We start from the raw sequence: 24445 nt of genomic DNA, 5'->3' as shown, positions 1-24445 counted from the left end.
CGCTCCTACAGGTATTAGCGCTCGGCGCTGAACCTCAACCGTTGCGGCACGTCCACATCCCATAGCACCCCAGGATCATCCACCTGCACGCCCCGCACCTGTGCTTGTGCAAACAAAGGCTTCGCGCCACGGTCCCCTGTCAACGCCATCAACGCAGGCCCGAATACACCACCGAAAGCCACCGGATGCCCATACTGCCCGGCATGCACCGGCACAGTGATGTTTTCCGGATCGGCCAGCACACGCTCGATCGTCGCGGATCGAATAAACGGCATATCACCCAGCACAACGAGCCAACCATCCACCGAGGCGCTGGCCGCAACGGCTGCGGCAATGCTGTCACCCATACCGGCCGATTCCAGCAGCAAGACCTTGCAACCGTACGCCTCAGCTAAACGAATTACCTCAAGGCGCTCCGGTGAGGTCACCACCCAGCGCTCAACAAGCGACGCGGGCAGGTTAACCAGTACCTGCTCGATCACCGGCCGGGAAACGCCATCCAGCCCCACGCAAACGGCCAGCAACTTGTCCTGATCGGCACCGGCTTCGGCGCGAAAACGACTGCCCTGCCCCGCTGCCAGCACGATCGCCGTAACAGTCACTGCGCCACCACCGCCAAGGGTTTTTTCTGCACCGCTGCCACGCCGTTCTTGATTGCGACAATTTCCGCCATCAACGACAAAGCGATCTCCGCCGGGGTATGGCTACCGATATGCAAGCCAATCGGCCCGTGCAAACGTGCAATGGCGTCCGCCGAGACGCCAAGGGCTGCCAGGTTCTCTCGACGCTTCTGGGTATTGACCCGCGACCCCAGCGCGCCGATGTAGAACGCGGTGGAGTTCAGCGCAGTCAACAATGCCATGTCATCCAAGCGCGGATCGTGGGTCAGGCAGACGATAGCGGTGCGTTCATCGGTTTGGATATTCAGCACCGCCTCGTCGGGCATGCCTGGCACAAAGCGACCGTGCTGTTCTTCCCAGCCATAGACGAATTCTTCACGGGGGTCGCAGATCAGCACTTCGAAATCCAGCAAGCGCGCCATTTGCGCGACGTAGCGTGACAACTGCCCGGCACCGATCAACAGCAGGCGCCAACGCGGCCCGTAAATAGCACGCAGACGCTCACCGTCGAAGCTCACCACATCGGTCTTGCTCGCGGCGCTCAGGGCTACCGCGCCCGTGGCCAGGTCCAATTCACGCGCAACGACCTGGTGGTCTTCACAGCGCGCCAGCAGTTCGGCCACCCAGCCCCAATCATCCACCCGTTCTTCGGTCAGGCGCAGCGTACCGCCGCACGGCAAGCCAAAGCGCGCCGCTTCATCGCGGGTGACGCCGTAGGTGACCAATTGGACGGGGGGCCCATCATCAGCCAACCGCCCGTCCTGCAGACGGGCGATCAAGTCATCTTCGATACAGCCACCGGAAACCGAGCCAATCACCACCCCGTCGCCGCGCAAGGCCAGCATCGCCCCAGGAGGGCGCGGCGCGCTGCCCCAGGTCTGTACCACGCTGTACAACACCACCCGCTGCCCGGCGCGGCGCCACTCAAGGACGCTACGCAGGACATTCAAATCCACACTGTCCATCAAACCTCCTGCCAGCGTTGTTAATGAAATCGTCATTTACTGTAAAGCAAAAGAATCCAGAAGTGGCCGTACACACACGCAAACGCCCCGAACCAGTCGGGGCGTTTGCGGGTTGCCTTGGCGTCAGATCACGCCAGCAGCGACTTACTTGACGACAGGCGCCGGGCCTTCGGCCACACCCAGGTCATCTTCCTCGCGGGTGTCGGAGATACCGGTGCCGCCGGACGCCAGCTCACTTTGCAGCTTGTCGGTGTCCAGCTCCTTGACCCACTTGGCCACCACGATGGTAGCAACGGCGTTACCCACCAGGTTGGTCAGCGCACGGGCCTCGGACATGAAGCGGTCGATACCCAGGATCAGCGCCAGGCCGGCCACCGGCAAGTGACCTACAGCCGACAGGGTCGCAGCCAGCACGATGAACCCACTGCCGGTCACGCCTGCCGCGCCTTTGGAAGACAGCAGCAGCACCAGCAGCAGGGTGATCTGGTGGGTGATGTCCATGTGGGTGTCGGTCGCCTGGGCGATGAACACGGCAGCCATGGTCAGGTAGATCGACGTACCGTCGAGGTTGAAGGAGTAACCGGTTGGGATTACCAGGCCGACCACCGACTTCTTCGCCCCCAGGCGCTCCATCTTGATCAGCATGCGTGGCAATGCGGATTCGGAAGACGAGGTACCCAGTACGATCAGCAGTTCTTCACGGATGTAGCGGATCAGCTTCAACACGCTGAAACCGTGGGCGCGGCAGATGGCGCCCAGCACCAGGACCACGAACAGGATGCAGGTGATGTAGAAGCAGATCATCAGCTGGCCCAACTGCACCAGCGAACCCACACCGTAGGCGCCGATGGTGAATGCCATCGCACCCAGGGCGCCGATTGGCGCGAGTTTCATGATCATGTTGATGATGTTGAACATCACGTGGGCGAAGCGATCGATGAAGTCCAGCACCGGCTTGCCGTAGGCGCCCAGGCGGTGCAGGGCGAAACCGAAGATCACCGAGAACATCAGCACTTGCAGGATGTCGCCGTTGGCGAAGGCGCCGACGATGGTGTTCGGAATGACGTTGAGGATAAAGCCGACAATGCTCTGGTCTTTACCGGCGGTGACGTACGCCGCCACTTTGGAAGCGTCCAGGGTGGCGACGTCGATGTGCATGCCGGCGCCCGGTTGCACGACGTTGACCACGACCAGGCCGATCAGCAGGGCGATGGTGGAGACGATTTCGAAATACAGCAGCGCATAGCCACCGGTCTTGCCCACCGACTTCATGCTTTGCATGCCAGCGATGCCGCTGACCACGGTGCAGAAGATGATCGGGGCGATGACCATTTTGATCAGCTTGATAAAGCCGTCACCCAGTGGCTTGAGGGCCACGCCGGTCTGCGGGTAGAAGTGGCCGAGCAAAATACCGATAACGATTGCGACAATCACCTGGAAATACAGGGATTTGTAGATTGGCTGACGAGTCGTCATTGCAAAGTTCCTCAAACGTCCCGTGGGGCAAATATCCGCCATTGCCCACGGCACTTGAATTGCGAACCCTCCTGCACTGGAGGGATTTGTTGTTGGCGAAGCCTGTAGGACAAAGCCTGCGCTATAGTCCTTATCGCAAACGGCGTGCCACTTTGCGCAAATCCGCTAAAGGCCTTTAGACATCAGGGCTGGGGTCGTTATCGCCTTTCGTGAATCATGCAGCCAGGTGGCGGATTTCCGCCAGCCCACCTAGTCTCGTCCTACAATTTGGCGGATATCCGCCTTGTCGCCCGGCCGGGTGATGGCTACCATCCGCCACTCCATGGACGAGGCCCTTGCATGCGCGAACGTACCATCGCCAGTCACTACGCCCGGGCAGCCCTCGGCGGTGCGCGTCGAGCCGGTTACGATTACTCGGGATTATTGCAACAGGTGGGCATCAGCCCTGAACTGCTCAGCGAGCCTCGCGCCCGCATTGCACCGGAGCAATTCACCCGGCTGCTGCAAATGCTCTGGCTGGAGCTGGATGACGAGTACCTGGGGTTCGCCGATGGGCCGAGCAAACGCGGCACTTTCGCCATGATGTGCCACGCCCTGATCCATTGCCGCACGCTGGAGAAGGCTCTGGAGCGCGGCTTATTGTTTTATAGCCTCTTCCCGCAGGGCCCGCGCTGGCAGCTGACGAAAGAAGGCGATATGGCGCGACTGAGCCTGGACGACTCGCAGCTATGGGACCCGGATCACTTTCTCAGCGAATGCCTGCTGGTGATCTGGCATCGCCTGGGCAGTTGGCTGATCGGCCAGCGAATCCGGCTGCAGCAGGCCACCTTCAGTTACCCGATGCCGGCCCATGCTGGCGAGTACGACCTGCTGTTTCCCTGCCCCTTGGTGTTCGGTGCACCGACCAGCAGCCTAGTGTTTCCCAGCCGCTACCTGAGCCTGCCGTTGTTGCAGGATGAACGCACTCTCAAGCATTTTTTGCAGCGCTCCCCTGCCGACTTGCTGTCGCGGCCGGATGAAGGCGACAGCCTGAGCAGCCAGTTGCGCCGCTTGCTCAGCCGCGACCGCACGCCCTGGCCGGACCTGGAAGCCGTCGCCCAGCATTTGCACATCAGCCCGCAAACCCTGCGCCGGCATCTGCGCGAAGAAGGCACGAGCTTTCAGGCGTTGAAGGATGAGTTACGCCGGGATATCGCCATTTACCACCTGGGACGGGCGGATTTGTCTTTGCAGGAGATCGCTGAACAGTTGGGGTTTTCCGAACCGTCGGCGTTTCATCGGGCGTTCAAGAAGTGGACGGGGTTGACGCCGGGGGCCTACAGAGCACAGGAGAGTTAGAGGTGTATTGGCTGGGAGGCCACTGCAGATCACAAGGCAGGAAAGTGAATCCTGAACGCCGCCCCACCCAACGCTGAATCCCCCAACGTCAAACGCGCGTGATAGCTTTCGATGATGTCCTTGACCACCGCCAACCCGATGCCCTGCCCCGGGTGCTGGCGGTCCAGACGTTCGCCTCTTTGCAGGATCCGGGCGCGCTGGTCCGGTGGCACGCCTGGGCCATCATCTTCGATACACAGCTCAAGGCCGTCCAGGTTTTCCACCAAGCTGATTCGCACTTGCTTGAGGCACAGGCGATAGGCGTTTTCCAGCAGGTTGCCGAGCATTTCGAGCAGCGCGCCTTTCTCGATGGGCACGTCGCACTCAGGTGGCAGATCAAAGGTGACGGTGACACGCTTGTCGCGGTAAACCTTCTCCAACGTATCGCACAGGCTTTGCAGCACGGGCTCCAGACGTACCTGGTGACGCACCAGCCCGCTTTTACGCAGGCTGGCACGCTGCAATTGGTAGCCGATCTGCTGGCTCATGCGCTCAATCTGCGATTGCAATACCCACGCCTGGCTGCGCTCTTCGGGGCGCTGGGCCATGTCTTCACTCACCCCCTGCAAGACCGCCAGCGGGGTTTTCAAACTGTGGGCCAAGTCATCAAGGGAGTCACGGTAGCGCGTACGCTGTTCGCGCTCGCTGTGCAGCAAACGGTTGAGCGAGCCGGTCAGGCGCAACAGTTCGCGGGGGTGTTCTTCACTGAGGCTTTCGCGGGTACCGCCTTCGATCTGGTCAAGTTCCTGGCTCAGGCGCCGCAAGGCTTGCAGGCCCCAGGTCAGGCCCAGCCACAGCAGCGTCAACAGCACCAGCAGGGCCGCGCCGAATCCAAGGTAAAGGTTCTCGCGCAAGCCTTCGAGGGTCAGTTGGTACTCACGCACCGGTTGCAGGGCGACGATACTGAAGGCGGCGCTCTTGCCCCCCAGCAACCTGACCTCAACGTCATACACGAAGAATTCCTGGCCATTGGCCTCGCGGATGCGCGCAAACTCGTTGCCGCGCCCATCGTAGCGCGGCTTGTAGTTGATATTTTCTTCCCGGGTCGCCCGCGAACGCCATACCAGGTGGCCCTCGCGGTCGTAGATATAGCCGAGCAGACGGCTGTCGGTGAGGTTGAAGCGTTCATCCGGCAGCTGCGCCGGCATCAGCAGGCGGTTATTTTCGACCCGCGCCGCAGAGATCAGGGTGGTCACGTCCGACGCCAGGCGCTGCTCGATGGAGTCCTGCAGGGCCAGGCTGAACGCGCCTTGCATGGCGGGCAACAAGCCGAGCATGAACAGCACGGCCAGGGTGGCGGCCGCCAGCATCAGGCGCACACGTAGCGAGCGAATCAACGGCAGCGCTCATTGAACAGGTAACCCAGGCCGCGCACGGTATCGATCGGCTTGAACCCGGTCGGCCCTTCCAGCTTGCGGCGCAGGCGGCCGACCAGCACTTCGATGACGTTCGGATCGCGCTCGTCGTCATCGGGATAGAGCTGCTCCATCAAACGATCCTTGGCCACCACTTGTTGATGATGGCGCATCAAGTATTCGAGGATCCGATACTCATAGGCGGTCAACGCCAGCGGCTGTTCATCCAGAGAGGCTTGCTTGCGATTGATATCCAGCAGCAAGGGCCCGGCAGTGATGGTGGACTGGGTAAAACCGCTGGAGCGGCGCAACAAGGCGTTCATCCGCGCCTCCAGCTCTTCGAACTGGAACGGCTTGACCACGTAGTCGTCGGCACCGGCCGCCAGGCCTTCGACTTTATCCTGCCAGTTGCCGCGGGCGGTCAGGATCAGGATCGGAAAGGTCTTGGCCTGGGTGCGCAGTTGGCGAATCAGGTCCAGGCCGCCCATGCCGGGCAGGCCAAGGTCGATGATCGCCAGGTCATGATTGAATTGGCCTGTCTGGTACAGGGCCTCCTCGGCATTGGCCACGGCTTCGACCACATGCCCACTGTCGGTCAGGCGGGTAAACAGGTGATGGCGCAGCAGCGCCTCATCTTCCACCACCAGCAATTTCATAAGGCTCTCCAAGGCAATTCAACTATCCGACCGAGGGATATCATAGCGGCCCTGCACGTCTTGCGGGCGCAGTTTAATGCCATTGTAATTGCCCGTCAGGTGCGGGTAGCCGCTGCGATAGTCGGATTGCGCGGCGGTAGCGCCCAGGGCCCGGCCCCACGGCGCGGTCTGGGTGCCGGCGTCTTCGAAGCTGACACGATGGATCGGGCTGCCGGATTTTTTGGCTTTCTCGCTGCCAAATCCCCTGAAGTCGCCATCCGAGGCTTGCACGCCGGCGGTGGCGCCGAGCATGGTCAACGCCAACATCAGCTTCTTGATCGCAGTCATGGTGATTACCTCATACGCGTTTAGGCTGTGAGGTCCAGACTACGCAAGCGCCCCTGAACTCCCCCTGAACAGGCTCTGAACCACAACTGAACCGCTGCCGGGCTATCCACTGGCGCACCAACTCGGCAAAATACTGCGCATGACGCCCCTACCCGCTTGCTGTACCCCACTCGATGCCCGCTGGCCGCTGCCTGTCCCCTTGCCGGGCACGGTGTTTTTGAGCACGCGATTTGACCCGGACTTATTGAACCCCTTGGATTTCCAGCGCAGCGCCGTGCCGCCGCCGGCGAGCATCCAGCGCTCGGTAGCCAAGCGGCAAGCGGAGTTTCTCGCCGGCCGCCTGTGCGCCCGCGAAGCGCTGCAGCGACTCGATAACCTCAACTGCATCCCGGCGATCGGTGAAGACCGCGCACCAATCTGGCCTGGGCATATCAGTGGCTCCATCACCCACAGCACCGGGCACGCGGCGGCCATTGTCGGCCACAAGACGCAGTGGCGCGGGCTGGGAATGGACCTGGAGAATCTGCTGGCCCTGGAGCGCGCGGAACGCCTGGCCGGGGAAATTCTGACCGCGGATGAATTGCAGCGCATGGCCGCACTACCGCGTCAGCAGCACGGGCTGCTGGTGACGTTGACGTTTTCGGTCAAGGAGAGTCTGTTCAAGGCGCTCTATCCGATCGTGCAAAAGCGATTTTACTTTGAACATGCCGAGGTATTGGAGTGGTCGCCGGCTGGGCATGTGCGGCTGCGGTTGCTGACCGATCTTTCGGAAGAATGGAAGCATGGCAAAGAGCTGGAAGGACAGTTTGTGGTGGAGGGAGAGCAGTTGTTGAGCCTGGTGGCTATCGCAATGTAGGAGCGAGCTTGCTCGCGAAAAACTCACAGGCGCCGCGTTTATTCAGGAAGCACGCGTTATCGTTGACGTTTTTCGCGAGCAAGCTCGCTCCTACAGTCAGGACGTCAGGGTTTCTCTTGATCCCGGGGCCAACTCAGGCTGAAACACGCCCCGCCCAGGTTGTTACTCTTGCTGATCAACGCCCGCCCGCCATGCCAGTAGATGATCCGCCGCACAATCGACAAGCCCAGGCCGTGGCCGCCAGACGCGCGGGTGCGGCTGTCGTCCAGGCGCAGGAACGGCGTAAAGATCCGCTCCCAGGCACTTTCCGGCACGCCGGGGCCATCGTCTTCCACATCAATGCGGCAACGCACCTGGCCCACCTGGTAACTGATCAGCACGTGGCCCTTGGCGTGGCGCATGGCGTTACTCACCAGGTTCTGCAGGGCACGGTGCAGGTAACGCGGTTCGGCGTCGACCCATGCGTCATCCCAATGCGTCGATGACAGGCAAATACCGCGGGTAACGACGACCTGCGGGCGCAGTGGCGACAATTCGCCGATCACCTGGTCGAGCAAGGCATTCAGGTCCACCCGCTGGAAATTCAGCTCCGGCGCCCCTTGCTCCAGGCGCGCATAGGTGAGCATCTCGTCCACCAGGCCATCGAGGTCCTGGATATCGCCATCCATGCCTTCCAGGTATTTGCGCCGGGCTTCGGGGGTGGCGGCATCGCCAATCATCTCCAGGCCAAAACGCAGGCGCGCCACCGGTGTGCGTAACTCATGGGACACCGCACGTACAAGCTCGCGCTGAATCGCCAGCAATTGCTGCAAATGCTCGGCCATGCCATTGAATGCGGCTGCCAGGCGCCCGACCGAATCAGCCCCACGGGCCGGCACGCGGACCTCCAGGTTGCCCTTGGCGATGCGTGTAGCTGCCGCCTCCAGGCCTTTGAGTCGGCGCTCAAGCTGACGCACCAGCAGATAGACGATCAAGCCGATCAGGGTCAGGCCGATCAAGGTGATCAGAATCAGCCATTGCGCCGGGTAAGGATTCATTTGATACAGCGGGCCGATCTCCAGCACCCATGGCGTGCCGACCATGCCGGCAAACACACGGATCGAATCGCCGCCCTTGCCCAGAGCCATCACCGTATCGCCTTCCGCTACGCGCCGGCGCTGGTCGTCGTCCATGTCCGCCTGGTCAAGGGCCACCAAGTGCATCTCAAAACCAAAGCCCTTGGCTTCCTTTATATCGGCCAGGCGCTGCGGCTGCTCGGCGACTGGAAAGCGCACCAGTTCGTCGGCCAGCAGGTAGATGGTCGCACGGGCCAATTGCTCGCTGATCTGCTGCACTTCGCCGGTGAGCACCAACTGCTCCTGTTCGCTGACCAGTCGCAGCACTCGCGCTGCATGGGGGCCGGTCTGTTCCACGAGGACCTGGCCACGTTGCAGGCGGTTGCGCTGGCCCAAGTCCAGTTGCGCCTGGGTGAACGTGCGCAGTTCCAGCGGAATGCCCAGCAAGCGCTCCCACACCGCCAAGGCGCGCAGCCGCTCAATGGCACTCATGGGTTGCAGGTTATCGCCCATCAACGCAAAGGTGCCGTGGGCCAGGCGCTCGCGGTACTGGCCGCTGCGCACATCGTTGAGCAGGTGCAACGCCAGGGCACCGAGCAGCGCCACCAGGATCAGCGCCGCGCACATACCGCCGTAGATGCGCAGGAAGATCGAATTCACAGCGGCATATCGGCAGCGGCTTCGGGGACGAACAGGTAGCCTTTGCTGCGGATCGTCTTGATCAGACGCGGGTGAATCGGATCGTCGCCGATCTTCGGCCGAATGCGCGAGATGCGCACATCAATGGAGCGATCCTGGCCGTCGTAGCCGATGCCGCGCAGGGCGATGAAGATTTCCTCGCGGGACAGGATGCGCCCGGCGTTCGCAACCAACAGCCACAACAGGTCGAACTCGGCGCTGGTCAGTTCAATACCGCCATCGTGCAGCCAGGCCTCGCGCAGGGCGTTGTCCACCACCAAGGGGCCGAATTGCAGGCGGCGCTGGTTTTCCACTGCCGCCGGTAGCGCCGGCTCGCTGCGGCGCAGCAGTGCCTGGATACGCGCCAGCAACAAACGCGGGCGCACGGGTTTGCACACGTAGTCGTCTGCGCCCATGTCCAGGCCCAGTACCTGGTCCATATCGTCGGTGCGCGCAGTGAGCATCAGGATGACGCCGTCATAGCGCTCGCGCACCTTGCGGCAGATGCTCAGGCCATCTTCGCCGGGCAGCATCAGGTCGAGGATCACCAGGTCGGGCTGTTCGGCAATGATGCGCGCTGCGGCCTGCGCACCGTCGCTTTCCACCGACACGCGCAGGCCGTTGCTTTCCAGGTATTCGCGAGTCAACTCGGCGAGTCGCTCGTCGTCCTCGACGATCAATATCTGCCAGGCTTCTTGCTCCATGCGCTACCTCGGTTCTTTATTGTAGGAGCGAGCTTGCTCGCGAAGAACGCAAGGGCACCGCGCTTATCCAGGTGTGCTGCATTATCGTTGACGATTTTCGCGAGCATGCTCGCTCCTACAGTTGTCATGAGGAGCAAGCATGCTATCGCCCTGATCAAGGCCGATTGTAGCCATGGCTCGCCCCTTAAAAACAAGTCAGGAAATCCATTCGGAGATCGCGTTTGTTTGTGATAGGGTTCGCGCCCTTCGAAAATGGGCAGCCTGTTTCAAGCCCGAAATATTTAATGACAAACGGCGTAATCCAGCAGCAATGCGGCCTACACGCCTATTCGACCTTTCTTACACATTTTACTCACAGCGTTATCCACAGGTTACTCCGTTGCTAACCCCTCGAAAACGCATTATCTTGTACCTCGGCGCTCATGAAGACCCTACATGTAGGGTTTTCGACACCAGCGTCCAACCACACAAGTGGCTCGAAACTCAAGCGTTTTATTGCTAGCGCAGCGTTGAACCAACAGATTTTTCAGTAGACCAAACCGCTCACGCGGATGGCAGCTGTTCTCCATCCCCGACATGGAAAACGGTACGGGTGTTGCAGGAAAAAGCTTGGCACTCGCAATCAAATATAGAACGTGGAGACAACCCCCCATGCAAACCGACACAACTCGCGAGAACCCGCAGGGCTCCGTGCCGCAGGCCGCTGATTCGAACCTGGATCTGTCCGCCACTGCACCTGGCCAACTGCGCGTGATCAAGCGTAACGGCACTGTCGTTCCTTATACCGATGACAAAATCACCGTCGCCATCACCAAAGCGTTTCTTGCAGTTGAAGGCGGCACCGCTGCTGCCTCGTCGCGCATCCACGACACGGTTGCCCGCCTGACCGAACAGGTCACCGCAACCTTCAAGCGTCGCATGCCATCGGGCGGCACCATCCACATCGAAGAAATCCAGGACCAGGTCGAACTGGCCCTGATGCGTGCCGGCGAGCAGAAAGTCGCACGCGACTACGTGATCTACCGTGATTCGCGCGCCAAGGAACGTGCCGTGCGTTCCCCGGCTGAAGAAGCTGCCGTGCAAGCGCACCCGTCGATCCGCATCACCCTGGCCGACGGCAGCTTTGCCCCGCTGGACCTGGGCCGCCTGAACACCATCATCACCGAAGCCTGCGAAGGCCTGGAAGAAGTCGATGGTGACCTGATCCAGCGCGAAACCCTGAAGAACCTGTACGACGGCGTGGCCCTGACTGACGTCAACACCGCCCTGGTGATGACCGCCCGTACCCTGGTTGAACGCGAGCCGAACTACTCGTTCGTGACCGCGCGCCTGTTGATGGACACCCTGCGTGCCGAAGGCCTGGGCTTCCTGAAAGTCGCCGACAGCGCCACTCACCACGAGATGGCTGACCTGTACGCCAAAGCCCTGCCGGCCTATATCGCCAAGGGTATCGAGTTCGAATTGCTGAACCCGATCCTGGCCACCTTCGACCTGGAAAAACTCGGCAAGGCGATCAACCACGAGCGCGACCAGCAGTTCACCTACCTGGGCCTGCAAACCCTGTACGACCGTTACTTCATCCACAAGGACGGTATCCGCTTCGAACTGCCGCAAGTGTTCTTCATGCGCGTGGCCATGGGCCTGGCGATTGAAGAGAAGAACAAAGAAGACCGTGCGATCGAGTTCTACAACCTGCTGTCGTCCTTCGACTACATGTCGTCGACCCCGACCCTGTTCAACGCCGGCACCCTGCGTCCTCAGCTGTCGAGCTGCTACCTGACCACCGTGCCGGATGACCTGTCGGGCATCTACCACGCGATCCACGACAACGCCATGCTGTCCAAATTCGCCGGCGGCCTGGGTAACGACTGGACGCCTGTGCGTGCCTTGGGTTCGTACATCAAGGGCACCAACGGCAAGTCCCAGGGCGTCGTCCCCTTCCTGAAAGTGGTGAACGATACCGCCGTCGCCGTGAACCAGGGTGGCAAGCGCAAAGGCGCTGTGTGTGCCTACCTGGAAACCTGGCACATGGACATTGAAGAGTTCATCGAGCTGCGCAAGAACACCGGTGATGACCGTCGTCGTACCCACGACATGAACACCGCCAACTGGATCCCTGACCTGTTCATGAAGCGTGTCTTCGATGACGGCAAGTGGACCCTGTTCTCGCCATCCGAAGTACCGGACCTGCACGACCTGACCGGCAAGGCCTTCGAGGAGCGCTACGAGTACTACGAAGCCCTCACCGAGTACCCAGGCAAGGTCAAGCTGTTCAAGACCATCCAGGCCAAAGACCTGTGGCGCAAAATGCTGTCCATGCTGTTTGAAACCGGCCACCCATGGCTGACTTTCAAAGACCCATGCAACCTGCGCAGCCCGCAGCAGCACGTGGGCGTGGTGCACAGCTCGAACCTGTGCACCGAGATCACCTTGAACACCAACAAGGACGAGATCGCCGTTTGCAACCTGGGCTCGATCAACCTGCCGAACCACATCGTCAACGGCCAGCTGGACACCGCCAAGCTGCAACGCACCGTCAACACAGCAGTACGCATGCTCGATAACGTCATCGACATCAACTACTACTCGGTGCCACAGGCGCAGAACTCCAACTTCAAGCATCGTCCAGTGGGACTGGGCATCATGGGCTTCCAGGACGCGCTGTACCTGCAGCACATTCCTTACGGTTCGGATGCTGCGGTCGAGTTCGCCGACAAGTCCATGGAGGCGGTCAGCTACTACGCAATCCAGGCTTCCTGCGACCTGGCCGACGAACGCGGCGCCTACGAGACGTTCCAGGGTTCGCTGTGGTCCAAGGGCATCCTGCCGCTGGATTCGCAACAGATCCTGATCGAACAGCGTGGCCAGAAGTACATCGATGTCGACCTGAACGAAACCCTGGACTGGGCACCGGTACGTGCCCGTGTACAGAAAGGTATTCGTAACTCCAACATCATGGCCATCGCACCGACCGCTACCATCGCCAACATCACCGGCGTGTCGCAGTCGATCGAACCGACCTACCAGAACCTGTATGTGAAATCGAACCTGTCGGGCGAATTCACCGTGATCAACCCGTACCTGGTCCGCGACCTGAAAGCCCGCGGCCTGTGGGACTCGGTGATGATCAACGACCTGAAGTACTACGACGGTTCGGTGCAGCAGATCGAGCGCATCCCGCAAGAGCTCAAGGAGCTCTACGCGACCGCGTTCGAAGTGGACACCAAGTGGATCGTTGACGCCGCCAGTCGTCGCCAGAAGTGGATCGATCAGGCCCAATCGCTGAACCTCTACATTGCCGGCGCTTCGGGCAAGAAGCTGGACGTGACCTACCGTATGGCTTGGTACCGTGGCCTGAAAACCACTTACTACCTCCGTGCCCTGGCCGCAACCAGCACCGAGAAGTCGACCATCAACACCGGTAAGCTCAATGCTGTTTCCAGCGGCAACCACGGTGATGATTCGGTACTCGCTGCCCCCGCCGGCCCGGCACCAGTGCCAAAGGCCTGCGCAATTGACGAGCCGGATTGCGAAGCTTGCCAATAAGCTGAACCGATCCAGGACTTGAACGCCCTGGATTGAAAAAAAGCCCGATGAACCCCGACTGCACAGGGTTTATTGGGCTTTTTCGTTTATCACGCCTAGAGGAACGCGTACGCAATACCCTGCTTCGGCGCGCCACCTCGCCGCCCCCACAGCTCAACTTTACCGTCGATGACCGCCATTGAATGGCGATCATAGGCCACCACACCCAGCTTGCCGCTCGCCAGTTCACTACTCGAGGATTGCCTGTAGAGCCCTTTCAAGCCAAGGCGATCCAACGCTTCGTGGGGCATTTCGCCGTTGTTCAGGCTTTGCATCGCATGGGCAAAGCTCTTTTTCGATTCGTTCGGGTTGTCGTCCAGGCCATTGCCCTCCATCTGCGCGCGCTTGGCGCTCGCCGCAAACATGAAGTTAGCATCAGTCAACATCTGCGGATTATCGCCCTTGAACTGCGCATACCTGGCTGCCTGCTTCAACTCATCCTTGGATAAATCAAGTTTGAACCCATCGCGCATGGTCACCTGATAGCCATTCGCCGTTTCTTTTACCTCTTTGAAAACGTCAGTAGGCTTCTGACCAAACTTCATCATTGCGCCCTTAATCGCTGAAACGGTGACGCAATTGCCGTCCGGCCCCTGGCTGAATCCACTCCAGATATTGTCTGGTTTTTTACCTGGGCTACTTTCATCGGGCTTGTAGTTGAAGTGCTTTGAACCTTCGGTAATCGGCAGATTACTCATGGGCTCGCTGGGGCCGAAATTGTTCGGACTTGGCCTACCGCCTCCGCCTCCACCACCTCCTCCTCCACCTCTTGGCGATGGGCCAGGGGAAGGCGGTGAGGGCGTTGGCGATGCATCATCCAGTTCCGGGAACCACAACCTCATCATGCGCCGCAGAAAATCCAGCCAGGAGACGTCAGCGTTCTCCATCAGCTCCTTCATGATTTCTTTGAATTTTTCGTCACCGAGCTCTTCGCGTTTATCGTTCAGCTTGTCGCGAAGGTCTTGAGCGGTCTGGCTCTTGGAGGTTTTCTCGGCATCCATCAATTCGCCGAGCAGTTGCCTGACCGACTCAGTGTTGGCGACCTTGTCGTCATTGGCCCCGTACGCCGGACTTTGCCGCCCATATACATCGCCATAGATAGCCGCGTCGAAACCACGCGCTCCCCGCGCGCTGCTCTCCCACAGTGCATAACCCGCCATTTACTTCCCCTATAGTCGCCGGACGACAATCGTCCGCTGGCTGATCCGTGGCCAAATCGGCGTTACGCGTTCCCGCATCGGGGCGTGGTGAAACGAGCAGCAAATAAGTATTTCGCGCACACAAAAAAGGCCCCTCGATCGAGGGGCCTTTGATTGAACGCTGGTACTTGAGCGACGGTATCAGGTCATCTGAATGATGGTCTGCATGATGGTGCTCTGGGTGGAGATGGTCTTGGCGTTCGCCTGGTAATTGCTCTGGGCCTTGATCAGGTCCACCAGCTCGTTGGTCAGGTTAACGTTGGAGGCTTCCAGAGAGGAGCCCTTGATCGAACCCAGAGTGCCAGATTCCGGCGCGTCGTAACCTGGCTGGCCCGATGCGAAGGTCTCTTTCCAAGCCGTACCGCCAGCCGGTTGCAAGCCTTGCTCGTTGTTGAAGCTGGCCAGGGAGATCTGGCCGATGGCCTTGCTCTGCTGGTTGCTGAAGGTGGCGAACAATACACCGCTGCCGTCGATTTTCAGGCCGGTGATCTGGCCAGTGGCATAACCGTCAGTGATTGGCGGGTTGCGGTAGCTGGCGGAGTTGTACTGAGTGACGTTGCCCATGTTGATAGCAATGCCGTCCTTGTTCGCTGTCGCATCGTTGGCCTTCCAGACTCCATCGGTGACTGTGCCAGGTACCCAATCCTTGATGGTCAAGGTGTTGCCGGCAACACCACCGGTCACGATGCTCTTGAGATTACCGGCACCATCGAAACTCAGAGTCGAGGGCACAGGCGCCTTCACGTCAGCACCGGTACCGGTAGGAGGCGAACCATCAGGGTTGCGGCCATCGATCAAGGTGTAGGACTGCCACTGGTTGGCATCGGTTTTCACCACGTACTGCACCATCGGGTGGGCGTTACCCTGAGAGTCGTACAATGTAGTGCTGTATTGCGTGGTGAATGTTTCGGACTTACTCGGATCAAACGGATTCTTGGTCTGGTCAATTACCGGCGACGAGGAGTTGAGGTTACTTGCAGAGTCCACCTTGGTGGACGCCTTCGGTGGCAGGTTCGCCAGGTTCAGTTGCAGGTCGACCAGGCCCCCCTTGGAGATCTTGCCATTCTCGTCCGCAGCGTAACCCTGCAGGCGCGAAGTACCGGTGTTGTTGGTAATGTAGCCGTCCTTGTCCGCACGGAAAGCACCGCTACGGGTATATTCCAGCGAGCCGTCGCTACCCTTCTGCACGAAGAAACCGCCGCCCTGGATCGCCATGTCGAGGATGCCGCCACCGCCGTTGACGTCGCCCTGGGTGAACTGCTGCGACACCGCCGCCAGGTTCACGCCGTTGCCGATGGTGTTCTGGCCGGTACCCAGCTTGGAGGCCGCGTAGATATCGGCGAATTCCGCACGGGATGACTTGAAGCCAGTGGTCGCGACGTTGGCGATATTGTTGCCGGTCACATCCAGTTGTTTGTTGGCCGCATAGAGGCCGCTAAGGCCGATATTAAAAGACATGTTCTCTCCCTCTGCCGTATCTAGCCGGCTCTATGTACCGATAGTCTGAATTTGCGACAGCTTGACGCTGCCCATGCCGCCTGCAAGGTTGAGCAGCATTTCGCCGCCGGTCTTGCTCAGGGTCACGCTGGTTACCGTGGCCGGCAGTGAGGTGGCCAGGGCCACCGCATCACCCTTGTCGTTCTTGGTGGAGGCATTGAAGGTGTAGGTGCCGGCTGGGGCGACCTCGCCCTTGTCGTTCTTGCCATCCCAGATAAAGCTCTGGCTGCCGGCACTCTGCGCGCCCATATCCACGGTGCGCACGACGTTGCCGTCCTTGTCGGTGATCTTGACGGAAACGTTGCCCACCGCCGATGGCACATCCACCGAACCGTTCATGCTCTTGCTGGTATCAACCATGGCTTTGTCGGTCTGGATAATGATCGACCGCCCCACCAGCGACGAAGCCTGCAACGCTTGCGAGGAGCTGAAGTTGCTGGAGATGTTATTCACCGAGTCGTTCAGGGTGTTGATGCCTTCCAGGCTGCTGAACTGGGCGAGTTGCGCCACGAACGCGCCGTTGTCCTGAGGCGACAGCGGGTTCTGGTTTTTCAACTGGGTGACCAGCAACTGCAGGAATGCATCCTTGCCCAGCGACTGGCTGCCGGTCGCGGCTTTGGAAACATTCGCTACATTGTTCGAAGCATCCTTGACCTTGGAATTGAACAGGTCCTGGACTGCCGTATTGTTAGACGTATCAACGATGGCCATTATTTGGCGCCCCTTATCACTGACCCAGGGTCAGGACCTTCTGCATCATGGCTTTGGCGGTGTTCATCATTTCCGCGTTAGTCTGGAAAGAGCGGCTGGCGGAAATCATGTCGGCCATTTCCTCGACCACGTTGACGTTGGGGTAATAGACGTAACCCTTTTCGTTCGCGGCAGGATGGTTCGGCTCGTAACGGGCCTCAAGGTTGCTCTGGTCTTCGACCACACCCAGCACTTGCACACCGGAGCCAGCTGCGTCCTGGTTCTGGAACAACGAATCACTGCCGTTGCCCTGACCTGCCTGGAACATGGTGGCGAACACCGGGTGACGGGCACGGTAAGTCTGGTCAATGCTCGAAGACACGGTCTCGGCGTTGGCGATGTTACTGGCGACGGTGTTCAAACGCGTGGTCTGCGCGCTCATGCCACTGCCGGCAATATTGAAAACACTGGACAGGGACATGGCTTACTCTCCACGCAGGGCTGACATCAGCCCTTTGAATTTACTGTTGAGCAGGGTGAAGCTGGCCTGGAAGTTCACCGAGTTCTCGGCGTAATTCGATTGCTCCAGTTGGGCATCGACGGTGTTCTGGTCGATCGACGGCTGCATCGGCGTGCGATACAGCAGCGACTCGTCAGCGTTGCCCAGGCCCTGAGCTTCGATATGACGGCTGTTGGTCATGTTCAAGGCGAAGGTGCCGTTCTTGGTCTTGTCTTGCTGGGCGGCGAGCACGGCGGAGAAGTCCAGGTCCCGAGCCTTGTAATTCGGGGTATCGGCGTTGGCAATGTTGTTGGCCAGGACTTCGGCACGCTGGGCGCGAAAGCCCAGGGCCTGTTCGTGGATACCGAGCGCTTTATCGAAGCTGATGCTCATGGCGGAGACCTTTAGGCTGACCTGCTGTTCGTTAGCAGGGTTATAGCAAGGTGCATGCCAATTTTGTGAAGCCCCGTATACAAGGGGTTTGCGGGGGAGATTGCCGGCGGCAATGCCAGAAAAGCGGCAAATGATTTCCGCGTGGCGCCAGTAAAGCGGCAATGGGCATTGCCACTTTTAGTTATCTTGCCGCAAAAAAATGTGGGAGGGGGCTTGCTCCCGATAGCGGTGGTTCAGTTGATAAATCTATCACTGACACACCGCTATCGGGAGCAAGCCCCCTCCCACACTCTCACATTGACTTACTTGGCCTGGTAGATGATACCCGGGCTGCACTGCACCATCTGGTAGTGATCAGGCAGGCCGTTCAAGGCTTCGGAAGCGCCGAGAAACAGATACCCCCCACGCTTGAGCGTGCCGTGAATGCGTAACAGGATGTCTTTTTTCACTTCAGCCGAGAAATAGATCAGCACGTTACGGCAGAACACCATGTCGAACTTGCCCAGGCTCGCATAACTGTCGAGCAGGTTGAACGAGCGGAACTCCACGCGATTCTTGATCGGTGCCTTGATCGCCCAGCGCCCCGCCCCTTTGGGGTCGAAGTAACGTTGCAGGCGCTCCTGGGACAGACCTCGACCCAGCGCCAGGCTGTCATACTCACCGGTCTTGCAGTTGGTAAGCATGGTGCCGGACAGGTCCGTGGCGACAATTTGCGCCCCGGCTTTCAACTGGCCCATATTGGTCCGTTCGAACTCGTCGATGGACATCGAGATCGAGTACGGTTCCTGCCCCGAAGAGCACGCCGCCGACCAGATACGCAAGCGCTGGCCCGGGCTGGCCTTGATGGCCTCCGGCAGCACTTTGTTCTTGAGCACTTCAAAGGGGTAAGTATCGCGAAACCATAAGGTTTCGTTGGTGGTCATGGCATCGACCACCATTTCCTTGAGCCCGCTGCGCGGCTGCGTCTGGATCCGCTGGACCAACTCACCCAGGGACTTGATGCCCTGCTGTTCCATCAGCTTGTTGAGACGGCTGGATACCAGGTATTGCTTGTTTTCACCGAGCAATATGCCACAGGCTTTTTCCAGGAAGACCCGGAACTGTTCGAAATCCAAATTACCCGTAGACAATGGTACCGCCTCTTAAATCGTGTGACCGCCAGGGGAGAATCCCTTAGCTGTGATCTGCTGCCTTGATCCGGTCGACTACCCGGGATGCGAGGTCATCAGGACGGAATTTGGCCAGGAAGTCATCAGCACCGACCTTCTTGACCATTGCCTGATTGAATACCCCCGACAACGAAGTATGCAGGATGATATGCAGTTTTTGCATGCGTGGATCGTTGCGTATCTCAGCTGTAAGGGTGTAGCCGTCCATTTCCGGCATCTCGATGTCGGAAATCATCATCAAGAATTCTTCTTCTGGCTTCTTGCCTTCGTCCACCAGCTTGCGCAGGTAATCCAGGGCCTGGCGACCATCATTGAGCGCCACTACGTCCACACCGACGGTTTGCAGGCAACGCGTAACCTGCTTGCGCGCCACCGAAGAATCGTCCACGGTCAGCACGCGCAGAGACACTGCCTTATGCGCGGTCTCGGCATCCACCACACCGACGGAGATGGCTTCCGAGGTCGGCGCCACTTCGGCGAGAATTTTCTCCACGTCGATGATTTCCACCAACTGGTTATCGACCCGCGTCACCGCCGTCAGGTAGTGATCGCGTCCGGTGCCCTTGGGCGGCGGATGAATCTCTTCCCAGTTCATATTGACGATACGTTCCACCGAGCGCACCAGGAAACCCTGGGTCTTGGTGTTGTACTCGGTAATGATCACGAATGGGCTCTGGCGGTCTTGCAAACCCGATGACCCCGTGGCCAATGCCAGGTCGAGAATCGGAATAGTCGCGCCACGGATGTTGGCCACGCCACACACCACCGGATTGGACTTGGGCATGATCGTCAACTTGGGGCATTGCAGCACTTCACGCACTTTGAACACGTTTATGCCATACAACTGCTTGCCGTCCAGGCGGAAAAGCAACAACTCCAGGCGATTCTGCCCTACCAGCTGTGTGCGCTGGTTTACTGAATCCATTACACCTGCCATGCCCAGACTCCTAAAACTAGGGGTACGAAGCGTACCCAACACTAAACGGCACGAGCTTTGCTATTTATTGATCATGGATATCAAAACGACAGTTTCCCGACGCTTCGGCCACCAACGCTATCGCAGATTACTCTGCGCCACGATGGCGTTGCTTGCCTTGGGCCTCAATGCTACGACCCGTGCCGACAACGTTACCCTGCCTGATGTACTTATCGGCGTCACCCAAGGGTTTCTTGAGTTCACTGTAGAAGATTATCTGGCAACCACACAGACGCCGGGGCGTTATGAAATCCAGGTCAATCAGTTGGACCCGCGTTTGCGCATGCCCATGTGCGACAGGGAATTGACAGCCACCCTGGAAAGCCCCTCTCAACCCATTGGCCGGGTCACGGTGAAAGTACGTTGTGAAGGTGCCTCGCCGTGGACAGTATTCGTGCCTGCCCAGGTCAAGCTGTTCCGTGATGTGGTTGTCGTTGCGCGGCCGCTGAAACGCACCGGTATTATCAGCTTTGAAGATGTGGCCTTGCGAGAGCGAGACATCAGCCAGATTAACCAGGGCTATATGACCTCAGTGGACCAGGCTATTGGGCAACGGCTCACCCGACCAATGGTCACCGATCAAGTCATCACATTGGTTCACCTGGAACAGGCCGAAGTGATTCGCAAAGGTGACCAGGTGGTGATTTCCGCCAGCAGCGGCGGGTTGAATGTAAGAATGCCGGGTGAAGCGCTGTCCAACGGCGGCATGAGCGAACAGATCCGTGTCAAGAATCTCAACTCCAACCGCGTCATCAAGGCGCGCGTGACCGCCCCCGGGCAAGTCGAGGTCGCTTTATAGAACACTGGTAGAGGACGCTGGGTTTTCCTACACTGTGCACGAGAAGTTCCGTGTGGAGATTTATTGTCATTCGCGCCTAAAGTTTGTTTGGGTATGGCCGAAAACATGGCAAGCGTCCAAATACCCAGAGGTTTTTTCAACATGGTCATTGATTTCAGTCGTTTGAATAACGCCCCGGCTTTGCCAGGCAGTACGCGCACCAGCGGTGCCAAGGACAGCGTAGAAGCCAAGCCACAGCCCCTGCCCGCCAAAGCAGAACAGGCCAGCGTCAGCCAGAGTGGGGAATCGGTACACCTGAGCAATGAGGCTCAACAGTTGCAGAAGGTCACTGACTCGCTGCGCGACCAGCCGGTTGTCAATAAAGCCCGCGTGGCCGAGTTGAAACAGGCCATCGCCGATGGCAGCTATAAAGTCGACAGCAACCGTGTAGCCAGCAAGCTGCTCAACTTCGAAGCCGAGCGCTAGGCAAAGGCCTGCGCAGGGCTTTTGGACGCTTAAAACCCAAGGCCAGCCATGCACCACGACGAACATTTGCTTCAACTGATCATTGATGATCTGGCGCCGACGCAGCAATTGCTCGAGCTGCTCAAAGAAGAGTCCCTGGCCTTGTACGGCCGGGATATGCCCTTGCTGGAGGAAATCCTGGCGCGCAAACAATCGCTGATTGTATTGCTCGAACAGCACGGCAAGAAGCGCAGCGAGATTCTGATCAGCCTGGGTCTGCCGGCCGATCACGATGGCCTCGCGCAACTGGCCAGTCATTCTTCGGTCGGCGACCAGTTGCTGTCACAGAGCAAAGAACTCAACCAATTGCTCGCCCAGTGCCAGGAAGCCAACCAGCTCAACGGCCAGTCGATCCAGCTTCAGCAAGCCACGACCGCCAATCAGTTACGCATACTTCACGGCGGCGAACCTCCGGCCCTGTACAACGCCCAAGGCTCCACCTCACGCCTGGTCAAGCCTAGCACCCGCAGCCAAGCCTGACGCCGGTTTACAGCGCGGCCTATCCAAGGTGCGCTACATACTGGCAAAATGCCGGTTCTTGCGTGTAGTCGTATTTTGCCTGGAGATGGAAGAACCGTGTTCAACGCCCTTAATGCGGAAGATGCCCCGCAGCCCCCGAAGGTCCTTACCACGCCTCTGGAAATCGCCAGCACTTTGCGGATGCTCCAAGACAGCCATGACCCTTTGATCATCACCTTCCACGAGCGCAGCCAACGCTTCCAAAGCTACCTGGTGGACGTTTCCCGGGACAGCAAGACGCTGGTACTGGATGAAATGATTCCCCGTGACGGTGAACGCTACCTGGAGAATGGCGAACCCTTTCGTATCGAAGGTTTTCACGATGGCGTACGGGTTGCGTGGGAAAGCAACGGCACGCTGAGCCTCAGCGAAAAGGACGGCCACCGCATCTACAGCGGCAATATGCCCAACGAGGTGGTCTACCACCAGCGTCGCAATGCTTTTCGCGCCGCATTGAAACTGGCGCAATTGGTAAATATCGAGTTGGGTGGCGAGAAACTCAAGGCACCGGTCAATGGTAAGTTGCTGGATATCTCCGCCACCGGCTGCAAGCTCCGCTTCGAAGGCGACATCTCCGGACGCCTGCAGCTAGGCCAGGTCTACGACCGCTTTGTCGCTGCCCTGCCTTTCGGCAGCATGACCACCGCCGTAGAGCTGCGCTACCTGCACTTCGAAGACAAGATCAACATCACGTTCGCCGGCGTGCGCTTCCACAACATGAGTGGCTTGGTGCAACGCCAAGTGGAGCGCTTTGTGTATCAGCTGCAACGCGAGGCTCGGCGCTTCGACAAAGACGACGATTTTTAAGCTCTAACGCTGAGACAAAAAAACGGGCAGATCTGGTGGGATCTGCCCGTTTTTCGTTCAGGGTCGCGCCCTGCTCAAGTCATGGGGGTGTTCGTCTGGGTCCAGGGATTCTTGTGGCTCTTCGTCGGCAGGCTCTTCGTTAGCCGGCTCTTCAGGTGTGGGTTCAGGCTCTGGATCAGGAACACTGCCTTGCATCTGCTCCTGTACCACCTGCTCATCCACCCGGGGGTCCAGCGCAGCGACCAATGGCGAACTGGACATACTGTCGGGCATCGCCACGTGATGAAGCGGCGCGTCGTCGACCTGGTGCAGGTTGGTTACCGCCTTCGGTCGAATTCGCCACACCAGGACCAACGCACAAAGGCTGAAAAACGCATAGAGCATCTGGCTGCCGAAGAGCTTCATGACAACACCTGCCAACAGTGGCCCGACACTCGCACCTATGCCATAGGTCACCAGCAGCATGGCCGTCAGCGAAACCCGACGGTCACCTTCGACGTGGTCGTTGGAAAAGGCCACAGCCAAGGGGTACAGGCAGAACTGCACCAGCGAACAAAAGAAGCCCGTCACGAACAGCACTTCCAAGGGCACCTCGGTCATGATCGCCAGCGGCAACGCCGTTATCGCCAGACACAAGGCAAAGCAGCGAATCAGCAGTGCTCGGTCATAGCGGTCCGATAACCAGCCCAAAGGCCACTGCACGAGCAAACCAGCGAAAATGCAGCTACCCATGAACAGGCCGACCTGTTCAGTCGTCAGGCCCTGCTGGGACGCATAGAGCGGCGCCAAACCGTAGAACGAGCCCACGATCAATCCCGCACCCAATACTGTACTGAGCGACTGCGGCACACGCTTGATAAAGAAGCGGGGCTCCATCGGCGCCGGATGCAAGGGCGCAGGGTGAATACGTCGGGTCATGGCCACCGGCACCAGACACAGGGCAAAGCACAAGGCGACCAGCATCAACAGCTCGAGCCCAAGATGGGGATGCATGACCAGGATCAATTGGCCCAGCACCAGTCCGAGATAAGACGCAATCATATAGCCACTGAACACTACGCCGCGCTGCTTGGCATCCGCCTGCTCGTTCAGCCAACTTTCAATGACCATGTACTGGCACATCATACCCAGGCCCACGATCATCCGAAGCACGATCCAGGCCGGCAGCCAATCGATCAGACCGTGGCCCAGCACCGCTGCTCCGACGATTCCGGCACAAGTGGCGTAGGCACGAATGTGCCCGACCCGGGCAATCAGGCGGTGGCCGATCTTGCCACCCAGGACCAAGCCAAAATAGTTGGCGGCCATCAGCGCACCGACCCACAGGCTGTCGACATTGTCTGCCGCCAGGCGCAAGGCCAGATAAGTACTGAGCAGCCCGGAGCCAATCAGCATCATCAAGGAGGCGAAATAAAGGGCTCGAAAAGATTTCCAGATCTGGCGCATCGGCGTTCCGAGCGGCTCCTTGCAGTGAGTGACAGGGCTATCGGCATGATAGTCCCGGGTGGTCGGGTCCGGACAGGCGGGATTGTCTGTTTCGGGGATTATTTTGCACAAGAGCTCAGACGCTGCACCGGTGTTTGTAGATACACCGTAGAGGTAAATGCATGACGCACCTGCTGTGAACCCTGAACCGCTGTAAGGTTCGACTGAACTTGGGCGGCATTGCAAAAAGCCTCGATAGCACAGCGCAGAGGGGAACCCATAGGGATATGGAGCAAACAAGGAACGGACATTTC

General features: G+C 59.2%; 24 protein-coding genes. 7 read left to right on the top strand and 17 right to left on the bottom strand.

Annotated elements, in window-relative coordinates:
• Window positions 1-14 precede the first annotated feature (14 nt).
• From KVH01_RS28945 to KVH01_RS28935, 3 genes are all read right to left on the bottom strand, one after another.
• Window positions 15-602, bottom strand: a complete 588-nt coding sequence (locus KVH01_RS28945; protein WP_043050097.1) for a nucleotidyltransferase family protein — start codon at window positions 600-602, stop codon at window positions 15-17.
• A complete protein-coding gene (locus KVH01_RS28940) occupies window positions 599-1585 on the bottom strand; it encodes an XdhC family protein (RefSeq protein ID WP_217883757.1) in 987 nt (328 codons plus the stop codon). Before KVH01_RS28940 ends, KVH01_RS28945 begins: the two co-directional genes overlap by 4 nt.
• Window positions 1586-1729: 144 nt before the next feature.
• The gene (locus tag KVH01_RS28935; RefSeq protein WP_043050099.1) at window positions 1730-3061 is read right to left on the bottom strand and encodes a dicarboxylate/amino acid:cation symporter; all 1332 of its coding nucleotides are present in this window, start codon (window positions 3059-3061) and stop codon (window positions 1730-1732) included.
• Window positions 3062-3400: 339 nt separating this feature from the next.
• Between KVH01_RS28935 and KVH01_RS28930 the strand changes: the two genes are divergently transcribed.
• A complete protein-coding gene (locus tag KVH01_RS28930) occupies window positions 3401-4399 on the top strand; it encodes an AraC family transcriptional regulator (protein ID WP_217883756.1) in 999 nt (332 codons plus the stop codon).
• 29 nt (window positions 4400-4428) lie between these two features.
• Here KVH01_RS28930 and KVH01_RS28925 read toward each other — a convergent pair whose 3' ends face one another.
• From KVH01_RS28925 to KVH01_RS28915, 3 genes are read right to left on the bottom strand one after another with little or no spacing between them, the layout of a single operon-like run.
• The gene (locus KVH01_RS28925; protein WP_217883755.1) at window positions 4429-5775 is read right to left on the bottom strand and encodes an ATP-binding protein; all 1347 of its coding nucleotides are present in this window, start codon (window positions 5773-5775) and stop codon (window positions 4429-4431) included.
• Complete coding sequence (locus tag KVH01_RS28920) at window positions 5772-6449, bottom strand: response regulator (RefSeq protein WP_217883754.1); 678 nt, start codon at window positions 6447-6449, stop codon at window positions 5772-5774. Before KVH01_RS28920 ends, KVH01_RS28925 begins: the two co-directional genes overlap by 4 nt.
• 18 nt (window positions 6450-6467) lie before the next feature.
• Window positions 6468-6776, bottom strand: coding sequence for a hypothetical protein (locus KVH01_RS28915; RefSeq protein ID WP_217883753.1), 309 nt, complete (start codon window positions 6774-6776; stop codon window positions 6468-6470).
• A gap of 139 nt (window positions 6777-6915) precedes the next feature.
• Between KVH01_RS28915 and KVH01_RS28910 the strand changes: the two genes are divergently transcribed.
• On the top strand, window positions 6916-7632 hold the full coding sequence (locus KVH01_RS28910) for a 4'-phosphopantetheinyl transferase family protein (RefSeq protein ID WP_217883752.1): 717 nt from the start codon (window positions 6916-6918) through the stop codon (window positions 7630-7632).
• Window positions 7633-7736: 104 nt separating this feature from the next.
• Here KVH01_RS28910 and KVH01_RS28905 read toward each other — a convergent pair whose 3' ends face one another.
• Both KVH01_RS28905 and KVH01_RS28900 read right to left on the bottom strand, forming a co-directional pair.
• Window positions 7737-9347 carry an ATP-binding protein gene (locus KVH01_RS28905; RefSeq protein ID WP_217883751.1) on the bottom strand — a complete coding sequence of 537 codons (1611 nt, stop codon included), beginning with the start codon at window positions 9345-9347 and terminating at the stop codon, window positions 7737-7739.
• Window positions 9344-10069: a response regulator gene (locus KVH01_RS28900; protein WP_217883750.1), complete on the bottom strand. Its 726-nt coding sequence runs from the start codon at window positions 10067-10069 to the stop codon at window positions 9344-9346. Before KVH01_RS28900 ends, KVH01_RS28905 begins: the two co-directional genes overlap by 4 nt.
• Before the next feature lie 651 nt (window positions 10070-10720).
• On the opposite strand from KVH01_RS28900, the gene KVH01_RS28895 reads away from it, so the two are divergent.
• Window positions 10721-13615 carry a ribonucleoside-diphosphate reductase subunit alpha gene (locus KVH01_RS28895; RefSeq protein WP_217883749.1) on the top strand — a complete coding sequence of 965 codons (2895 nt, stop codon included), beginning with the start codon at window positions 10721-10723 and terminating at the stop codon, window positions 13613-13615.
• A 95-nt stretch (window positions 13616-13710) separates the two neighbouring features.
• On the opposite strand, the gene KVH01_RS28890 is transcribed toward KVH01_RS28895, so the two are convergent.
• The 7 genes from KVH01_RS28890 to KVH01_RS28860 form a co-directional block, all read right to left on the bottom strand.
• Entirely contained in the window at window positions 13711-14655 is a 945-nt protein-coding gene (locus tag KVH01_RS28890) for a hypothetical protein (RefSeq protein WP_225924422.1), read from the bottom strand.
• Window positions 14656-14994: 339 nt separating this feature from the next.
• Window positions 14995-16311, bottom strand: a complete 1317-nt coding sequence (gene flgE / locus KVH01_RS28885) for a flagellar hook protein FlgE (RefSeq protein WP_043050109.1) — start codon at window positions 16309-16311, stop codon at window positions 14995-14997.
• 30 nt (window positions 16312-16341) lie between these two features.
• Window positions 16342-17061 (bottom strand): flagellar hook assembly protein FlgD, encoded by a 720-nt coding sequence (gene flgD / locus KVH01_RS28880; RefSeq protein WP_217883747.1) that lies wholly within the window; start codon window positions 17059-17061, stop codon window positions 16342-16344.
• 16 nt (window positions 17062-17077) lie between these two features.
• The gene (flgC, locus tag KVH01_RS28875) at window positions 17078-17521 is read right to left on the bottom strand and encodes a flagellar basal body rod protein FlgC (protein WP_217883746.1); all 444 of its coding nucleotides are present in this window, start codon (window positions 17519-17521) and stop codon (window positions 17078-17080) included.
• Between the two features lie 3 nt (window positions 17522-17524).
• A complete protein-coding gene (gene flgB / locus KVH01_RS28870; RefSeq protein WP_043050112.1) occupies window positions 17525-17932 on the bottom strand; it encodes a flagellar basal body rod protein FlgB in 408 nt (135 codons plus the stop codon).
• 302 nt (window positions 17933-18234) lie between these two features.
• The gene (gene cheR / locus KVH01_RS28865; RefSeq protein ID WP_057014682.1) at window positions 18235-19062 is read right to left on the bottom strand and encodes a protein-glutamate O-methyltransferase CheR; all 828 of its coding nucleotides are present in this window, start codon (window positions 19060-19062) and stop codon (window positions 18235-18237) included.
• 43 nt (window positions 19063-19105) lie between these two features.
• Window positions 19106-20038 carry a chemotaxis protein CheV gene (locus tag KVH01_RS28860; RefSeq protein WP_043050113.1) on the bottom strand — a complete coding sequence of 311 codons (933 nt, stop codon included), beginning with the start codon at window positions 20036-20038 and terminating at the stop codon, window positions 19106-19108.
• A gap of 73 nt (window positions 20039-20111) precedes the next feature.
• On the opposite strand from KVH01_RS28860, the gene flgA reads away from it, so the two are divergent.
• The 4 genes from flgA to KVH01_RS28840 all read left to right on the top strand — a co-directional run bounded on the left by flgA (window position 20112) and on the right by KVH01_RS28840 (window position 22706).
• Window positions 20112-20876: a flagellar basal body P-ring formation chaperone FlgA gene (flgA, locus tag KVH01_RS28855; protein ID WP_124412915.1), complete on the top strand. Its 765-nt coding sequence runs from the start codon at window positions 20112-20114 to the stop codon at window positions 20874-20876.
• Window positions 20877-21017: 141 nt separating this feature from the next.
• Window positions 21018-21341: a flagellar biosynthesis anti-sigma factor FlgM gene (flgM, locus tag KVH01_RS28850; RefSeq protein ID WP_046069175.1), complete on the top strand. Its 324-nt coding sequence runs from the start codon at window positions 21018-21020 to the stop codon at window positions 21339-21341.
• Between the two features lie 48 nt (window positions 21342-21389).
• The gene (locus KVH01_RS28845; RefSeq protein ID WP_043050115.1) at window positions 21390-21860 is read left to right on the top strand and encodes a flagella synthesis protein FlgN; all 471 of its coding nucleotides are present in this window, start codon (window positions 21390-21392) and stop codon (window positions 21858-21860) included.
• A 96-nt stretch (window positions 21861-21956) separates the two neighbouring features.
• A complete protein-coding gene (locus KVH01_RS28840; protein ID WP_043050116.1) occupies window positions 21957-22706 on the top strand; it encodes a flagellar brake protein in 750 nt (249 codons plus the stop codon).
• A gap of 57 nt (window positions 22707-22763) precedes the next feature.
• Here KVH01_RS28840 and KVH01_RS28835 read toward each other — a convergent pair whose 3' ends face one another.
• Both KVH01_RS28835 and KVH01_RS28830 read right to left on the bottom strand, forming a co-directional pair.
• Window positions 22764-24152 carry an MFS transporter gene (locus tag KVH01_RS28835; protein ID WP_217883745.1) on the bottom strand — a complete coding sequence of 463 codons (1389 nt, stop codon included), beginning with the start codon at window positions 24150-24152 and terminating at the stop codon, window positions 22764-22766.
• Window positions 24153-24250: 98 nt separating this feature from the next.
• Window positions 24251-24445: hypothetical protein (locus KVH01_RS28830; protein ID WP_217883744.1), on the bottom strand; the 195-nt coding region annotated here is incomplete at its 5' end.

The organism is Pseudomonas khavaziana, from assembly GCF_019145205.1.
Lineage (GTDB): Bacteria > Pseudomonadota > Gammaproteobacteria > Pseudomonadales > Pseudomonadaceae > Aquipseudomonas > Aquipseudomonas khavaziana.
This window is presented reverse-complemented; position numbering and strand designations above follow the sequence as displayed.

Coding starts and splice junctions, on each gene's coding strand:
- flgD (WP_217883747.1), bottom strand. CDS start 17,061: ATGGCCATCGTTGATACGTCTAACAATACGGCAGTCCAGGACCTGTTC.
- KVH01_RS28835 (WP_217883745.1), bottom strand. CDS start 24,152: ATGCGCCAGATCTGGAAATCTTTTCGAGCCCTTTATTTCGCCTCCTTG.
- KVH01_RS28935 (WP_043050099.1), bottom strand. CDS start 3,061: ATGACGACTCGTCAGCCAATCTACAAATCCCTGTATTTCCAGGTGATT.
- KVH01_RS28940 (WP_217883757.1), bottom strand. CDS start 1,585: ATGGACAGTGTGGATTTGAATGTCCTGCGTAGCGTCCTTGAGTGGCGC.
- flgA (WP_124412915.1), top strand. CDS start 20,112: ATGGATATCAAAACGACAGTTTCCCGACGCTTCGGCCACCAACGCTAT.
- KVH01_RS28920 (WP_217883754.1), bottom strand. CDS start 6,449: ATGAAATTGCTGGTGGTGGAAGATGAGGCGCTGCTGCGCCATCACCTG.
- KVH01_RS28890 (WP_225924422.1), bottom strand. CDS start 14,655: ATGGATGCCGAGAAAACCTCCAAGAGCCAGACCGCTCAAGACCTTCGC.
- KVH01_RS28860 (WP_043050113.1), bottom strand. CDS start 20,038: ATGGCAGGTGTAATGGATTCAGTAAACCAGCGCACACAGCTGGTAGGG.
- flgB (WP_043050112.1), bottom strand. CDS start 17,932: ATGAGCATCAGCTTCGATAAAGCGCTCGGTATCCACGAACAGGCCCTG.
- KVH01_RS28915 (WP_217883753.1), bottom strand. CDS start 6,776: ATGACTGCGATCAAGAAGCTGATGTTGGCGTTGACCATGCTCGGCGCC.
- flgC (WP_217883746.1), bottom strand. CDS start 17,521: ATGTCCCTGTCCAGTGTTTTCAATATTGCCGGCAGTGGCATGAGCGCG.
- flgE (WP_043050109.1), bottom strand. CDS start 16,311: ATGTCTTTTAATATCGGCCTTAGCGGCCTCTATGCGGCCAACAAACAA.
- KVH01_RS28930 (WP_217883756.1), top strand. CDS start 3,401: ATGCGCGAACGTACCATCGCCAGTCACTACGCCCGGGCAGCCCTCGGC.
- KVH01_RS28910 (WP_217883752.1), top strand. CDS start 6,916: ATGACGCCCCTACCCGCTTGCTGTACCCCACTCGATGCCCGCTGGCCG.
- KVH01_RS28845 (WP_043050115.1), top strand. CDS start 21,390: ATGCACCACGACGAACATTTGCTTCAACTGATCATTGATGATCTGGCG.
- KVH01_RS28895 (WP_217883749.1), top strand. CDS start 10,721: ATGCAAACCGACACAACTCGCGAGAACCCGCAGGGCTCCGTGCCGCAG.
- flgM (WP_046069175.1), top strand. CDS start 21,018: ATGGTCATTGATTTCAGTCGTTTGAATAACGCCCCGGCTTTGCCAGGC.
- KVH01_RS28900 (WP_217883750.1), bottom strand. CDS start 10,069: ATGGAGCAAGAAGCCTGGCAGATATTGATCGTCGAGGACGACGAGCGA.